Source organism: Streptomyces sp. NPDC028907 (genome assembly GCF_055564995.1).
Genome location: NZ_JBVHVE010000001.1, coordinates 148157 through 163363, shown reverse-complemented (window position 1 = coordinate 163363; position 15207 = coordinate 148157). Strand labels below are relative to the sequence as shown.

At 71.7% G+C, this 15207-nt stretch carries 15 protein-coding genes; 13 read left to right on the top strand and 2 right to left on the bottom strand.

Annotated features, from left to right (window positions below; all coding sequences use genetic code 11):
* The first annotated feature begins 66 nt into the window (after positions 1-66).
* Positions 67-624 (top strand): SigE family RNA polymerase sigma factor, encoded by a 558-nt coding sequence (locus tag ACZ4UU_RS00790; RefSeq protein WP_468035671.1) that lies wholly within the window; start codon positions 67-69, stop codon positions 622-624.
* Entirely contained in the window at positions 621-1841 is a 1221-nt protein-coding gene (locus ACZ4UU_RS00785) for a YncE family protein (protein WP_468035669.1), read from the top strand. The genes ACZ4UU_RS00790 and ACZ4UU_RS00785 overlap by 4 nt, the downstream gene beginning before the upstream one ends.
* A gap of 113 nt (positions 1842-1954) precedes the next feature.
* Here the strand turns inward: ACZ4UU_RS00785 and dapA are convergent, their stop codons facing one another.
* Positions 1955-2857: a 4-hydroxy-tetrahydrodipicolinate synthase gene (gene dapA, locus ACZ4UU_RS00780; protein ID WP_468035667.1), complete on the bottom strand. Its 903-nt coding sequence runs from the start codon at positions 2855-2857 to the stop codon at positions 1955-1957.
* A 146-nt stretch (positions 2858-3003) separates the two neighbouring features.
* Here dapA and ACZ4UU_RS00775 point away from each other — a divergent pair, with 146 nt between their 5' ends.
* From ACZ4UU_RS00775 to ACZ4UU_RS00745, 7 genes are all read left to right on the top strand, one after another.
* On the top strand, positions 3004-3177 hold the full coding sequence (locus tag ACZ4UU_RS00775) for a hypothetical protein (protein ID WP_468035665.1): 174 nt from the start codon (positions 3004-3006) through the stop codon (positions 3175-3177).
* Positions 3174-3866, top strand: coding sequence for a hypothetical protein (locus ACZ4UU_RS00770; protein WP_468035663.1), 693 nt, complete (start codon positions 3174-3176; stop codon positions 3864-3866). The genes ACZ4UU_RS00775 and ACZ4UU_RS00770 overlap by 4 nt, the downstream gene beginning before the upstream one ends.
* A gap of 54 nt (positions 3867-3920) precedes the next feature.
* Positions 3921-4340, top strand: coding sequence for a phage holin family protein (locus tag ACZ4UU_RS00765; protein ID WP_468035661.1), 420 nt, complete (start codon positions 3921-3923; stop codon positions 4338-4340).
* Positions 4337-4903: a DUF3618 domain-containing protein gene (locus tag ACZ4UU_RS00760; protein WP_468035660.1), complete on the top strand. Its 567-nt coding sequence runs from the start codon at positions 4337-4339 to the stop codon at positions 4901-4903. The genes ACZ4UU_RS00765 and ACZ4UU_RS00760 overlap by 4 nt, the downstream gene beginning before the upstream one ends.
* 133 nt (positions 4904-5036) lie before the next feature.
* Positions 5037-5738: an antibiotic biosynthesis monooxygenase gene (locus ACZ4UU_RS00755; protein WP_468035658.1), complete on the top strand. Its 702-nt coding sequence runs from the start codon at positions 5037-5039 to the stop codon at positions 5736-5738.
* A gap of 86 nt (positions 5739-5824) precedes the next feature.
* Positions 5825-6436 carry an ArsR/SmtB family transcription factor gene (locus ACZ4UU_RS00750; RefSeq protein WP_468035656.1) on the top strand — a complete coding sequence of 204 codons (612 nt, stop codon included), beginning with the start codon at positions 5825-5827 and terminating at the stop codon, positions 6434-6436.
* Between the two features lie 16 nt (positions 6437-6452).
* Positions 6453-7187, top strand: coding sequence for an SRPBCC family protein (locus tag ACZ4UU_RS00745; protein WP_468035654.1), 735 nt, complete (start codon positions 6453-6455; stop codon positions 7185-7187).
* Between the two features lie 12 nt (positions 7188-7199).
* On the opposite strand, the gene ACZ4UU_RS00740 is transcribed toward ACZ4UU_RS00745, so the two are convergent.
* Entirely contained in the window at positions 7200-9029 is a 1830-nt protein-coding gene (locus ACZ4UU_RS00740) for an endonuclease/exonuclease/phosphatase family protein (RefSeq protein ID WP_468035652.1), read from the bottom strand.
* 329 nt (positions 9030-9358) lie between these two features.
* On the opposite strand from ACZ4UU_RS00740, the gene ACZ4UU_RS00735 reads away from it, so the two are divergent.
* The 4 genes from ACZ4UU_RS00735 (at position 9359) to ACZ4UU_RS00720 (ending at position 15192) form a co-directional block, all read left to right on the top strand.
* Positions 9359-10804 carry a hypothetical protein gene (locus ACZ4UU_RS00735; protein WP_468035650.1) on the top strand — a complete coding sequence of 482 codons (1446 nt, stop codon included), beginning with the start codon at positions 9359-9361 and terminating at the stop codon, positions 10802-10804.
* Between the two features lie 152 nt (positions 10805-10956).
* The gene (locus tag ACZ4UU_RS00730) at positions 10957-12408 is read left to right on the top strand and encodes an alkaline phosphatase PhoX (RefSeq protein ID WP_468035648.1); all 1452 of its coding nucleotides are present in this window, start codon (positions 10957-10959) and stop codon (positions 12406-12408) included.
* Between the two features lie 453 nt (positions 12409-12861).
* Complete coding sequence (locus ACZ4UU_RS00725; RefSeq protein ID WP_468035646.1) at positions 12862-14442, top strand: TROVE domain-containing protein; 1581 nt, start codon at positions 12862-12864, stop codon at positions 14440-14442.
* Between the two features lie 90 nt (positions 14443-14532).
* A complete protein-coding gene (locus ACZ4UU_RS00720) occupies positions 14533-15192 on the top strand; it encodes a GntR family transcriptional regulator (RefSeq protein ID WP_468035645.1) in 660 nt (219 codons plus the stop codon).
* Positions 15193-15207: the final 15 nt, after the last annotated feature.

The window sequence follows — 15207 nt, the reverse complement described above, 5'->3', positions numbered from 1 at the left end:
GCCGCACGCGTCACCAGGAGTAGGAGTGGCGGGCGCGGGGCCGGCCCGGGGGAAGAGAAGGTGACGATGGATGCCGAAGCGCAGGACAGGTTTCGCGAGTTCGTGGAGAACCGGTCGTCCGCGCTGTTGAGGACCGCGGTGCTGCTGAGCGGCGGCGACCGGCATGCCGCGGAGGACCTTCTGCAGAACGCCCTGGTCAAGGCGGCCGACCGCTGGCACCGCATCGACGAGCCGGAGGCGTACGTACGGCAGATCCTGTACCGGCAGCAGATCAGCCGCTGGCGGCTGAAGTGGCGCCGGCGCGAGTTCACCGTCGCCGAACCGCCCGAGACCGGCGCGAGCCCGGACGCCGCGCCCGACGCGGAGCTGCGGCTGCTGATGCGCGGCGCGCTGGCCCGGCTGACGGCACGGCAGCGGATGGTGCTGGTGCTGCGCTACTTCGAGGACCTGCCCGAGGGCGACGTGGCCCGGGTCCTGGGCTGCTCCGTGGGCACCGTACGGTCCACCACCCACCGTTCGCTCGCCCGGCTGCGCGCGCTCGCCCCCGAGCTGGCGGCGCTGGGCCCGGCCGAGGTCGAGTCGCAGCCGTCCCGTGACTTCTCGCCCGTGGAGGTGCGACCGTGAACGTCGAGGAACTCGTGCGTGACTCCCTGCGGGAGCTGGCCGACGAGCAGACGTCGGCCGGACCTGGGCTCGCCGAGCGGGTCCTGGTGGTGCGACGGCGCCGGCGCACCCGGCGGATCGCCTCCGTCGCCGCGGTCACGGCGGCCGTCGTCGCCATCGGCGTGGCGGTGCCGCTGCTGGACTCCGGCAAGGAGGACGTGCGGCCCGCGGACGTCGTACAGAAGAGCAAGGACGTCGCGCACCCGGACCAGTCGCCGCCACGCGATCTGATCTCGGCCGGGAACACCGTGCTGGCCGCCTACTACATCCCCCGGACCGTCAAGCACTCCGCCGGCCAGGCCGAACGCGTCCGCGACTACTGGCTGCTGGACCAGAGGACGGGCAAGTACGTGAAGACCACCAAGTGGTCCTACGTCGCCGTCGCCCCGGGACTGAAGACCGCCGCCGTGCTGGAACGCGACCTGCCCGCCTCGCGGATCGGCATGCTCGACCTGGCCACCGGCAAGGTCGAGCGGTGGATCGAGGTCGACCACAAGGTCGCCGGGCTCTCCTTCTCGCGCGACGGTCTGAAGCTGGTCGCGACGACCTACGGCGAGAACCCCGACCAACTGGTCAAGACGGAGGGCTCCGACTTCTGGGACCAGAAGCAGCCGTCGACCCGGACCGGCTTCTACGTCCTCGACACGGTGTCCGGCAAGGGCACCTGGAGCGAGGTCAAGCTGAAGGGCGACCCGAACGACCCCATGGGCGCGGGCTTCATCAACGCCCGCCAGGACTTCGCCCTCAGCCCCGACGGCAGGCATGTCTGGGCCGGCAACCCCATGGGGGACATCGGCAAGCAGTTCTACGACTTCACCGGCGCCGAGGTCCCCGTACCGGCGGACCAGAAGCACCTCCAGTGGTACGTCGACGCATGGCAGTCGCCCAGCGGCAGGCTGGTCGCCGGTGACTTCGCGGGCGAGAAGTGGAAGACGTCCTCCTGGGTCGTCGACGCCCGTACCGGCGACAGGACCGAGGTGCGCGGGCAGCAGCTGCTCGCCTGGGCCGACGACACGTCGCTGATCGCCTGGGACATCGGGCCGGACAGCAAGGACGAGTTTCGTCAGCGGCTCGTGAAGGTGACCGTCGGCAGCGACAAGACGGTCCCCCTCAGCGGCTTCCTCAAGGGCAACGACGGCGACGCCGGACGCTGGGAGCCTGTCTTCGCCGAGCGCTGAGCACCTGGGGCCTGATCCGCCGGACAGGCCACTGGACAGGCCGCCGGACAGGCCCCGGCGCTCGGCGGACCGGACGCTGATCGGGAGACGGCCCTGACCAGGCCGGGGCCCGATCAGCCGGTGACGAACTCCTGGTACACCGCCAGCAGCCTGTCGACCGTCTCGCGGTCGGCTGGCCGCAGCGGTGCCCGGACGGGGCCCGCCGGCAGACCCAGCTCATTGAGCAGGGCCTTGGCGGTGACCGTGCCGGGCAGCCCGGCCGACATCATCGACTCGATGAGCGGCGTGGCGCGTTGTTGGAGGCGGGCGGACACGGGGGTGTCGCCCGCCTCGAACACGTCCAGTACGGCCCGGAGCCGGGCCGGCACGACATTGGCGACCGTGCTGATGTACCCGGCGCCTCCCACCGCGTACAGCGCCAGATTGTGCTCGTCGCACCCCGCGTAGTACGCCAACCCCGTGCGCGCCAGCACCTTCTGGGCGCCGAGGAAGTCGTAGGAGCAGTCCTTCACCGCCACGATCCGGGGGTGCTCGGCGAGCCGGATCAGCGTCTCCGGCTCGATGCGGGTGCCGGTCCGGGCCGGGATGTCGTACAGCGCGAGAGGGAGTCCGGCCGCGTCCGCGACCTCGCGGAAGTGCGCCTCGACGGCGTCCTGCGGGGGCCTGCTGTAGTACGGCGCGACCACCAACAGGCCGTCGGCGCCCGCCTTTTCGGCCGCCAGAGCCAGTTCGACGGTGTGCCGGGTGTCGAAGGTGCCTACGCCCGCGACGACGGACGCCCGGCCTCCCACCGCCTCCCGGACGGCTCTGATCAGCTCCGACTTCTCGGCATCCGTCGTGGTCGGCGACTCGCCCGTCGTGCCGGAGAGCACCAGCCCGTCGCAGCCCTCGTCCACCAGCCAGGTGGCGAGCCGCTGCGCCCCGGCCAGATCGAGCGCGCCGGCCTCGGTGAAGGGGGTGATCATGGCGCAGAGGGCGCGGCCGAAGGGCGGGGCGGGGGAGGGCGTCGTCGTCATGGCAGTAGTCTCGGCAGGATGACTGTGAAGCTCTACTTAATTCTGCTACGAGGTATTGGTTAGATTTGCTGTGATGTGGGGGTTGATCAGGCACGTCGTAGGCCTTATGTCCAAGTCGGGCGGCATGGGTCACCATGGCCAGGACGGTGAAACGGCCCCTGGGCATGGGACGCGTCATGAAGCTCGGCAAGGCACTCGCCACCGGAGTCGCGCAGGAGCGGCCGCAGGACTATGACGAGGTAGTCGAACTCGCCGAGGAGATCGCCGAGATCGGGGCCGTCGAGGCGTCGGCGCCCGAAGAGGTCCCGGTCACCCGATGAGACTGCGGCTTCCGGAGGAACGCCCGAGGGAGCCGCCGACCGGATACAAGATCGCCCACCCGATGCTGTCCCAGGACGGCACCCGGGCCGGCTTCACCGGTGTGTCGCTGGGCGGCGCGCTGCCGTACGGGGTCCTGGCCGACGCGTCCTGTGTCTACGGCCTGCGGCACCGGGCGCCGAGCCGCCGCTGCGACTGCGGCTTCCACTGTGTGCATGACCGTAGGACGGCCGAGGCGCTGCTGTGCACGGCCGAACACCGGGCGGCGGTGCTGCTGGAGGTCACCGTGCTGGGCCGGTACATCCGCTTCGAGCGCGGCTTCCGCTACGCCCGTCAGCGTGTGCGCACCGCCACGGTCGGCCCCTGCGCCTGCGGTACGGTCGCCGCCGCCCTGGCCGACGCCGGCTGGGGCCGCCCCGGCTGGCGGGCCCTCGCCCCGTCCTGCGCGGGCTGCCTCCGTGGCCGTGTGTCCGTCCCGCTCGCCGGGTTCGCCCGGCCGGCGGGGGAGAGGCTGCGGGTGGTGGCCGGGCGGGGGGTGTCCGTGGCGGGCGCCGACCTCGCGGCCGCGGGTGAGCCGGGCGTGCCCGAACTCACCGCCGAGGCCGCGCTGTTGCAGGCCCGCCTCGACTGGTTCCAGGCCCAGCTGGCCCGGCTGGGCGAGCGCGGACCGGGCGGCGGCCGGAAGGGATAGCGGGGGCCGCGGCGGGTACCCGGGGGGTTCCGAACCGAGAGGAGGCGGAACACCGTGACCGGGTCCATGGCCCCCGAGCGGGCGCGCGACGAACATCGCTCGGTGAGCGAACTCGTAGGACAGGCCGGCGAACAGCTCTCCCGGCTCGTACGGCAGGAAGTCGCCCTCGCCAAGGAGGAACTGGCCGAGAAGGGCCGACGCGCCGGCCGCGGCGGCGGCCTGCTGGGCGCCGCGGGTGCCGTCGCGTACGCCGGTCTGCTGTTCCTGGCCGCGGCGGCCACCGCCGCGCTCTCGCTGACGCTGCCCGTGTGGGCCGCGGCGCTGATCGTGACGGGGGCCCTGTTCGCCCTCGCCGGCCTGCTGGCCGCGACCGGCCGCGCCCAGCTGCGGCGCGCCGCCCCTCCCGCACCCGAGGAGGCGCTCGGCAGCGTCAGGGCCGATGTCGAGGAGATGAAGGGAAGGGCGCACCGATGACGGACAAGAAGGCGGGGGCGACGGGCGGCGGGGAGGCCGCGAAGAAGGGTGCGGCGAAAGCCGCGGCCGCGGGGAGGAGCGCGGCCAAGAAGGCGGGCGGCGGGGCCAAGGGCCCTGATGAACTGCGCCGACAGATCGAGCGGACCCGCGGCGAACTCGGCGACACCGTCGAGGAGTTGGCAGGGAAGGCGGACGTGAAGGGCCGGGCCATGGCCCGCGCCGCCGACCTGAAGGACAAGGCGGGCGCGATGACCGTGCAGCTGCGCAGCAGCGCGGCCCAGGCGGGGCACGTGGTCCAGGACCGGGCGGCGCGCGCCGGGCACGTGATGCAGGACCGGGCCGCCCAGGCCGGGCACACCGTGCAGGACCGGGCGACCCGGACCGGCCACACCGTCCAGGACAAGGCGACCCACGCGGGCCATGTCGTCGAGCACAGCGTCCCGCGCCCCGTCCGCACCGTCGTACAGGCCGGCCTGCGGCATCCGCGGCCGGTGCTGATCGTCGGGGCGGTGGTGGGAGCTGTCGTCGCGGCACGGGCGCTGCGCAGGCGGGGGACCGGCTGACCGGCGTCCGCCCGACCGAGTCCGCCGCCGCCCCGGCCAGACCTCGGCCGGGGCGGCGGCGTCTTGACCTCAAGTCCGGTTGAGGGCGAAAGGTGACCGGGGCACGCATCGACCACCTGCCGCGGAGGCCGCCATGACCCGCCGTACCGACGTCCACCCCGACCTCACCCGCCCCGAGGCCGGCGCGCCCTTCTTCAGCACCTGGCGCGTGGGCACCCCCCTGCGCCAGCGGCAGACCGTCGAGGCCATCGCCAGGACCTGGGAGGCCCGCCCCTGGCCCGCCGACGGTCTGCTCGGCTACCACGTCTACACCGGCCACGACGGCTCCACCCTCCTCCACCACTCGCAGTGGCGCGGTGAGCAGGCCTACGAGTCGTTCGTGCGGACACACCGGCAGGAGCGCGTCGATCAGATCGACACCGCCGTACCGGGCATCGAGCGGCTGGGGCTCGGCCGGTACCGGCGCTACCGCAGCGCCCGGCGGGACGGCGACCCACGGGTCCCGGGCTGCGTCGTGATCGTCGACATCGAGTTCGAGGGACCCGACCCCGAGCGGCAGCGCGCCTGGGTGGACGCCGTCCTGGCGGCGCTGGAGGCCGAGCCGGAGCCCCACTCCGGCGGCATCTCCGCCCACTTCCACCTCAGCACCGACGGCACCCGCGTCCTCAACTACGCCGAGTGGGAGAGCGCCCGGGCCCACGCCGAGGCCCTCGCCGCCCCCGGCGACGGTGTCGGCTCGGCGACGGAGCTGTGGCGCCGCGTGCAGAACTGGCCGGGGCTGAAGGGCAGCACGGTCAGTCGCTACGACCACGCGCTCGGACTCCTCCCCGTCTGACGTGGCTCCGTGGGTCTGCGGCTCCGTGGGTTACCGAAAACTTGACCCGTCTGGACAAAAAAAGTTTTCGGTGAGACGGTGGACGCATGCTGGACGTCACCGTGATCGAGGACCCCGAGGCCGCAGCCGTCTCCCTGGACCCCACAAGGGCCCGGCTGCTCGCCGAACTGGCGGCCGGACCCGCGTCGGCCGCCATGCTCGCCGGCAAGGTCGGGCTGCCCCGGCAGAAGGTGAACTACCACCTCAAGGCGCTGGAGCGGCACGGCCTCGTCGAACTGGCCGGAGAGCGCCGCAAGGGAAACGTCACCGAACGGCTCATGCAGGCGACCGCGGCGTCGTACGTCATCTCGCCGCTCGCGCTCGCCTCCGTGCAGCCGGACCCGGACCGCTTCCGTGACCAGCTCTCCGCCCGCTGGCTGCTCGCGCTCGGCGCCCGGCTCGTGCGCGACGTCGGCTCGCTGATCACCGGCGCCACGAAGGCCCGCAAGCGGCTGGCGACCTACGCGCTGGACGGCGAGGTCCGCTTCGCCTCGGCCGCCGAACGAGCCGCTTTCATCCAGGAGTTGACGGCCGGCGTGAGCGCCCTGATCCGCAAGTACGACGCGCCCGACACCGAGGGCGGCCGCGATCACCGGATCGTCGTCGCCGTCCACCCCACGGTCAAGGACCAGCAGCCCGCCCAGGAAATCGAGCAGTAGGACACAGGAGCCCGTCATGTCCAAGGAATTCGAGATCGCCCGCGAGTTCGAGGTCGACGCCACGCCCGAAGAGGTCTGGGAGGCCGTCACCACCGGCACCGGAGGCTATCTCTGGCCGATGGAACCGCCCGAGCCCCGGGTCGGCGGCCGGGGGCCGTTCGGGTCGAAGGTCACCGCCTGGGACCCGCCGCACCGCTACACCAACCGCGTCGAGGACGTCGAGGGCATCGCCGAGCAGACGATGAACCAGCTCGACTACACCATCGAGCCGCGTGACGAGGGCCGGCGCGCCTGGGTGCGGTACGTGCACAGCGGCATCTTCGTCGACGACTGGGACAACCAGTACGACGGCGCCGCCAAGCACACCGACTTCTATCTGCACACCCTGCGCGAGTACCTGGTCCACTTCGCGCCCCGCCCGGCCGCCTTCGCCACGTTCGACGGCCCCGAGGCGTCGAAGGCCGCCGACGCCCTGGCCGCCGTCGGGCGGGCCCTCGGCGTCGGGGAGGACGTGGCCGCCGGCACGAGCGTGCGGGTGCACGGTCCCGACGACTTCGACGCAGTGGTCGACTTCCGCGACCCGTACTTCATCGGGCTGCGCACGGACCGGGGCCTCACCCGCGTCTTCGGCCGCAACCACTGGGGCCACCCGGTCGGCATCTCCCTGCACGACTTCACGCCGGGCGCCGACATCAAGGAGTGCGAAGCCGCCTGGCAGAGCTGGCTGAACGGCGTGTTCAGCCAGCCCTGAGCCCTGGCGGGACTACGGGCGGAACCGCAGCACCTGCGGATCGTGGTCGCTGATCTGGTCGTTGAACTCCGAGTTGACGTGCACACTGTCGTACTCGAAGTCGCAGGACTTCCGGATCGACGGGCTGACCAGGATCTGGTCCAGCGTCTGCGCGTTGCCCTGGTAGACGTACGAGTAACGCTCGCTCCTGGGCAGCGACTTGATCGCCGACCACAGCGCGCCGTCGTCCTCCAGCAGCTTGGCGGTGCCGGAGAACTCGAAGTCGTTGATGTCGCCGAGCGTGACGACGTCCGCGTTCTTCTGGACGGCCAGGATGTCCTTCACGAACGCGTTCACCGCGGTCGCCTGGAGGTGTCGCTGGGTCTCCGAGCTGCGGACCGGCGGCTGGAACTGCGCGTGCAGCGCCTGGTCGCCGCCCTTGGAGGCGAAGTGGTTGGCGATCACGAAGACCGTCCGGCCACGGAAGACGAACTCACCGGCCAGCGGCTTACGGCTGTTCGCCCAGGCCGCGTTCGCCGGGTCGACACGGCCCGGGGAGACCGTCAGCGCGGCCTTGCCCTTCACCTTGGTCACGCCGACGGCCGTCGTGGCGTCGCCGCCCGCACGGTCCACGAAGGAGACGCGCTCCGGGTTGAACAGGAACGCCTGACGGATGTTGCCGCCCGGCTCACCGCCGTCGGCCTTGTTCACCGGGTCGATCGAGCGCCACTGGTACGCCGGGCCGCCCGCGGCGACGATCGCGTCGATCAGCTTCTGCATCGTCCGGTCGGCGGCGACCGTCCCGTCGTCGGTCTTGCCGTTGTTGTCCTGGATCTCCTCCAGGGACACGATGTCGGGCGACTGGAGGTTGTTCACGATCGCGGCGGCGTGCTCGGCGAAGGTGGCGTCGGACGGGTCCAGGTTCTCGACGTTGTACGTCGCGACCGCCAGCTCGCCGCGCCCCTGCTTCCGCGTGGTCTCCCGCTTCAGGCCACCGCTCTTGAGGGTGCCCAGCTCGCCGGCGACGAGGGTGTAGCCGCCGTACTGGGTGTAGTCCAGCGGACCGGTGGTGGTGCCGGACAGGGTGTCGCCGACGTTCGCCTTCGGGAAGTCGGCGGCCGCACCCAGGGACTGGATCTGCAGGCGCCCGGTGTTCTGGGAGTCGTAGGAGCCGTACACCGCGCCGCCACGGCGGTTGGCGTGCTCGCGCGGCTTCACCGTGACCCACAGCTCGTTGAAGTCGTCGGTGCCGGTGACCACCCGCGCGTCGGCGACCCGGACGTTCATGTGCTCCAGGGACTCGTAGTAGTCCAGGGCGTACGCCCTGGGCCGGAGCGTCAGGCCGTTGATCGAGCCGTTCGCGGCCGTGTCGCCGGCGGGGGTGTACGCGGACGGCACGGACTTGGCGGAGATGACCACGGCTGCCGGGAGGGCGTTGCCGCTGGAGACGACGGTGAACGTCGGCTTGGTGATCTCGGTGATCGACTGGTTGCCGGTGGCGGCGCCGCCCGGGACGTACTCCTGGACCGTTCCCGAGACCGTGACCGCGTCGCCGACGGCGACACCCTTCGGCGTGGAGTTGGTGTAGACGAAGATGGCCTCGCTGGTGGCCGGGTTGTCGTCCGCCTGCGGATCCTGGATCCAGAAGCCTCTGGAGATGCCGTAGGTGCGCACGCCGGTGACGATTCCGGCCACGTCCGTGACCTCCTTGCCGGCGTACGGGGATATGCGCGTGCTGCCCTGGACGTCATGGATGCGCACGGAGTCGGCGTGCGCGGGGGCGGTGAGGGCGACGGTGGACGCAGCGGAACACACGGCGGCGACGGTGAGCGCGGCGAGACGCGCGGACTGCTTGCTCGGCAACGGAAATCCCTCCGGGGACGTGAATGAGCACCGGGACGAGGGTGGTGCGTGGAACCTTGTGCAAACGGTGGGTGCAGGCGCGACCGGTGGGGCGGTGGCGACGCGCGTAGAAAATACAGTGAACAGATGTCCGCCGGATTTCTACGCGCGTCAATCTCCTGCCTGGTCAAGCCACTTGTCAAGGTTTCGGCCATGTACAGCGCCCGACGGGGAGATGAACCGGGTGGCATGGGTGGAAATCCGTCTAGGCTGAGCGGTTGAGCCGTGATGCGTACGGCCGAGGGCCGTGTAGCTCACGGCCATGCAGAACGCCCTAGGAGAAACAGCCGATGTCAGACAGCTCCTCCCTGCCGCCGGTGCGGCTGCACCCCGAAGCGGAGCTGGCGCGGGACGCGCTGTCCACGCCGTTGCTTTCCCGGGCCACGCGGCTCGCCCGCTGGGCCGGACCCGACACCCGGGTCGACGCCGGGGGCGGCCTCGTCGAGGAGCAGCTGCCGGCGGCCGCCGAGGCGCTCGGGCTGAGCGGCGACGACGCCGCCGCGTACGCGAGCGAGGCCTGGCGCGTGGCCGTCGACGCGGGGCTGGTCGAGATCGTCGACGAGGAGGCCGGCACGGTCGAGGCCGGCGCGGATCTGGCGCTGCTGACCGGCGGTTCGCCGCAGGACGTGCTCGGGGTGTGGCTGGCGGCACTGGAGACGGTCCTCGCCGACGCGAGCGTGCCCGACCTCGACGACCTCGTCGACGCCATCGACACCGGTGGCGAGATCGACTTCTCCTCGCTGGACTGGGACCCGGAGGCCGAGGCGGAGTTCCTCGACGGAGTCCTCGGCAACCTGTACCTGCTGACGGCCAGCGACGACGGCCCCGGCGACGGCCCGGTGCCGCTTCCGGCCCTCGCAGCGTCGATGATCGTGCCCAGCGACATGGGCGAGCCCACGAACGACGTGCTGGAGCAGGTCTCCGACGCGATGATGCGCCTCGACGACCAGTTCCGGGTGCTGGAGCCGGTCGGGCTCGTGGAGTACCAGCCGGTGGACGAGGCGCTGATGGCGGACGCGGACGCGGCAGCCGACGGAGCCGATGACGCGCCCACCGCCGTCGACGACACCGACGTCTCGCGCTACGGCATGGTGCGGCTGACCCCGCTCGGCCTGTACGGGCTGCGGTCGCGGCTGCTGGAGGCCGGGTTCGAGGCACCCGCCGTCGGGGACCTCGCGGACAAGGGCGCCGACGCCCTGCTCGACGGCACGGCCACCTTCCCGCAGGTCGCCGCGCGCGCCGAGACCGAGATGTGGCTGGCCCGGCGGGAATCCCTCGCCGCGGCACGGGAGTTGCTGGCGGCGGCCCGGGGCCTGGACGCCGGGGCACCGCTGCGACGGCTGCGCTGCCAGCAGGCGCTGTCCCTGCTGGGCACCCAGGCCGAGCCGGCGCTGCGGGAGGTCCTCGACGATCCGGAGCTGGGCGGGCTGGCCCGGGTCTGGCTGACCGAGGCGGGGTTCTCCGACGTTCCCGCGCCCTCCCAGGAGCTGGTGTTCTGGCTGACCGTCGACACGGTGGCAGCGCAGCTGGCGGCGGAGGGGAACTCCGACGAACTGCGGGCGCTGGTGGAGGGGTTGGCCGCGCAGCACGGTGGGTTCTTCGCGGCGGCCTGGCGGGTGGAGCATCCGGCGACCGCGGATGTGCTGGAGGCGATGGGGCGGTTGCATCCGGACAAGAAGATCGCGAAGGAGGCGCGCAAGGCTGCCTTCAAGGCGCGGTCGCAACAGGGGGGCTGAGCTTGTTTCGCGGGTGCGGGTGCGGTGTGGTTGCTCGCGCAGTTCCCCGCGCCCCTTAAGGCGTTGTTCAACCGGCGTTCAGGCATGGGCGGGACGGTTGCGCCGACCGAAGCCGGCCACCCTCCACGGCACCCACTGTCTCAGGAGACACCATGTCGCTCACCCGCAGGGACTTCGCCAGGAACTCCGCGATCACCGGTGCCGGTGTCGCGCTGGCGGGCAGTGCCGGCGTTCTCGCCAGCGCGCCGAACGCGCTCGCGTCCACGGAGGCCGCGGCCGAGGGCGAGAAGCCGGCGGACGCCCACGGCGGCGGTGTCGGATACGGCCCGCTGATCCCGGACCCGAACGGCATCCTCGCGCTGCCCGCCGGTTTCGAGTACCGCGTCATCACCTACAGCGGGAAGACCAGGCTGGAGTCGGGCGAGTTCACCCCCTCCAACCACGACGGCACGGCCGCCTTCGACGGCCCGCGCGGCACCACCCTCCTCGTCAACAACCATGAGCTGAAGGGCCCGCGCGCCAACTGGCAGTACCCCGTCCCGCTCACCGAGGGTCTCGTCTACGACCCCGCCGCGGCCGGTGGCTGCACGGTCGTCGAGGTCCGTCCCGGTGGTCAGGTCGCCGAGTGGGTCGGCATCGCCGGCACCTCCACCAACTGCGCGGGCGGCCGCACGCCCTGGGGCACCTGGCTCACCGGCGAGGAGAACTCCGACCGGGCCGGCACCAACGGCATGACCAAGGACCACGGCTACGTCTTCGAGGTCGACCCCGTCGACCGCCGCGCCAACCGCGACCCCAAGCCACTGAAGTTCTTCGGCCGCTACGACCACGAGGCCGTCGTCATCGACCCCAGGCGCGGCCACGCCTACCTCACCGAGGACGCCGCGGGCCCCAACGGCCTGCTGTTCCGCTGGACCCCGCCGAAGGGCTTCGAGTACGGCCCCGGCAAGTTCCGCACCCTGGCCGACGACGCCGGTGTGCTCCAGGCTCCCAAGTGCTTCGACTCGGGCGGCAAGTTCGTCGACGACCTCTCCCGCGCCACCAAGGTCGGCACGGTGTACGGCGTCGACTGGGTGGACGTCCCCGACCGCGACGCGAAGACCACGCCCGTGCGCAAGCAGTTCGCCGACGGTGAGATCACCCGCGCCCGCAAGCTGGAGGGCATGTGGTGGGGGGACGGCGGCACCTACATCGTCTCCTCCTACGCCCGCGAGGAGAGCCCCGGCCGGCACGACGGCCAGGTCTGGTTCTACGACCCCAAGCGCCGCACCCTGACGCTGAAGGTCCTCCTCGGCGTCAACCCCGACCCGTCCAAGGACGGCGCCCTCGACGGCCCCGACAACATCACGGTCTCCCCGTACGGCGGCCTCGTCATCGCCGAGGACGGCGAGGGCGTCCAGCACCTGTTCGGCGCCACCGACAGCGGTCGCACCTACCCCATCGCCCGCAACGAACTCAACGTCGGCACCGAGGACGAGCCGGAATACAGCGAGTTCGCCGGCGTCACATTCTCCTGCGACGGAAAGACCCTCTACGCCAGCATCCAGACGCCGGGAATCATGCTGGCGATCACCGGTCCTTGGAAGCGCCAGAAGCGGGGCTGAACTTAATTCGCTCGCCGGGCCCGCGGTACGCCTCCTAGAGTGATGAACGTCCAGGTGCGAAGGCAGGACCTACTTCCACTCATAATGGGGCGGCCGCGGGTTCGAGTCCCGCCACCGGTACAACCGGCCGGTGTAGCTCAGGGGTTAGAGCACCTAATGTCGGTTCCGCCGATCTGAACTCTGGACACCACAACTTCATGCACCTCCCGGTGCGAGCATTTTGATCTCGGGAGGCGCGGCTCAAGGTGGGTGCCCGGTGCGCAGGCAGCGGATACTTCGGGGGCTGGTGGGGGAGATCCCTCGTGCGGGTTCGAATCCCGTCATCGACTTCGGGTCGGTGTGGCGGAACGGAAGACGCGCCAGTTATAAGCAACCGCAGTCGACTTCGAACTCGGGCACCCTCCTTTTGCCGCGTCTCCTTCCGAAACCACAGTGAATTCGGGGGAATTCGGCATGGCGCGATTCAACACGAGAGCGGCCCGGGCTCGGCCCACTTCACGCGTGACATCCACGGGGCGTGTGCTCCGTACCTTCGAGGGCGGCCGAGGCCATGAGCGCGACGCGCGCTCCGAACTGTTCTTGCTCTCGGTCTCCGACTTCGTCTCGCAGCGGACCTTCTACGAGACCGGCGCCGACCGCGCCGACCGGTTCGCCCGGCTCGTGCGCGAACTCGCCGTAACCGACCCCGAGTGGACCGCGGGCCTGCTCGGCTGGCTGCGCGGCGAGGGCAACCTCCGTACCGCGTCCATCGTGGGCGCCGCCGAGTACGTGAAGGCGCGCCTGGACGCCGGGGCCACCGACGGCCCGGCGAACCGGCAGGTCGTCGCCTCCGTGCTCCAGCGGCCGGACGAGCCCGGCGAACTGCTCGCGTACTGGACGGCGCGGTACGGCCGAAACGTCCCGAAGCCCGTCAAGCGCGGCGTCGCCGACGCCGTGCGCCGTCTCTACAGCGGCAAGGCGCTGCTGAAGTACGACACCGCCTCCAAGGGATACCGCTTCGGCGACATCCTCAACCTGGTGCACGCGGCGCCGGACCCGGACAAGCCGTGGCAGGGCGAGCTGTTCCAGTACGCCCTCGACCGCCGGCACAACCCGGACACCGCCGTGCCGCCCGCGTCCGCCCGGACACTGTTCGCGCACCGTGAGCTGATGGCGCTGCCCGTTGAGGAGCGGCGTGCGGTGGTCACCTCGCACGGCGGGGCCGAGCGGCTCGCGGCGGCCGGGATGACGTGGGAGGCGCTGGCGGGCTGGCTCCAGGGGCCGATGGACAAGGCGGCCTGGGAGGCAGTCATGCCGTCCATGGGCGCGATGGCGCTGATCCGCAACCTGCGGAACTTCGACGAGGCCGGGGTCTCCGACGAGGTGGCGGCCCAGGTCGCCGCGCGGATCAGCGACCCCGCCGAGGTCGTACGGTCGCGGCAGTTCCCCTTCCGCTACCTCGCCGCGTACCGGCACGCGCCGTCGCTGCGCTGGGCGTACCCGCTGGAGCAGGCGCTCGGTCACTCGCTGGCCAATGTGCCCGCGCTGCCCGGCCGGACGTTGATCCTCGTCGACCGTTCCGGCTCGATGTGGAGCCCGCTGTCCGACCGTTCGAAGCTCAACCGGGCCGACGCGGCGGCGGTCTTCGGCACGGCGCTGGCGGTGCGGGCGAAGAAGGCGGACCTGGTGGAGTTCGGCTCCACGAGCGCCCCGGTGCGGTTCCGCCGGGGCGAGTCGGTGCTGAAGATCCTCGGCCGCTTCGGCGACCTGGGTGGCACCGACACCACCGAGGCGGTCCGCCGCCACTACGGGAAGCACGACCGGGTACTGATCGTCACCGACGAGCAGTACGCGTACAGCCGCCACGGCGACCCGACCCAGCAGGTCCCCGCCGACGTGCCGGTCTACACCTGGAACCTCGCCGGCTACCGGACGGGCCACGGCCCGTCGGGCAGGGCGAACCGGCACACCTTCGGAGGCCTGTCGGACGCCGCCTTCCGGATGGTTCCGCTGCTCGAAGGCGCCCGGAACGCCGACTGGCCCTGGGTGGACTGAGGCCGGCGGGAGCCGGGGCGTGGCCCGCACTCACGGGGGTGCGGGCCGCACCCTTGTCCGGACGGTGGGCTGACATCTAACATTTCAGTCGTGAAGGCCATACGACCCGTAGCCCGGACCCTGCTCAGGGACCGCGCGTACGAATCGATCCGGGACGCCATCGTGGCCGGGGAGATCGAGCCCGGCGCCGTGGTGCGGGACGCCGATCTCGCGGAGCGGCTCGGGCTGTCGCGGGCGCCGGTGCGCGAGGCGTTCTCGCGGCTCGTGGACGAGGGACTGCTGGAGAGCAAGCCGCAGAGCTACACGCGGGTCACTCCGCTCGTGGCCGCCGACGTACGGGACGCCGCCGCCGTGGTCGGCGCCATGCACGAGCTGGCGACGCGGGTCGCCGTGCCGCGGCTGACGGCCGGGGACGTGGAGATCATGCGCGCCGCCAATGACCGCTTCGCCGCCGCCGTCGCGTCCGGCGCAGTGGATCTCGCGCTACGGGCCGACGACGAACTGCACGACGTACTGGTGCGGGTCAGCGGCAACCGGGTGGCCGCCGCCACCGTCGCCCGCTACACCCCGCTCATCCGCCGCCTGGAGCGCCGCCGCTTCGGCGAGGGCGGGACCTGCCGTTCGGCAGGGCTGCACGAACGGTTGATCGAGGCGTGCGCCGCCGCCGACGTGGACGGAGCGGTCCAGGTCACGGCGGAGATCTGGCGGACCCTCGCCGACCTGGCCGACTCCGACCGACCGACGCCGTGACCCTGTGGAGGCGCA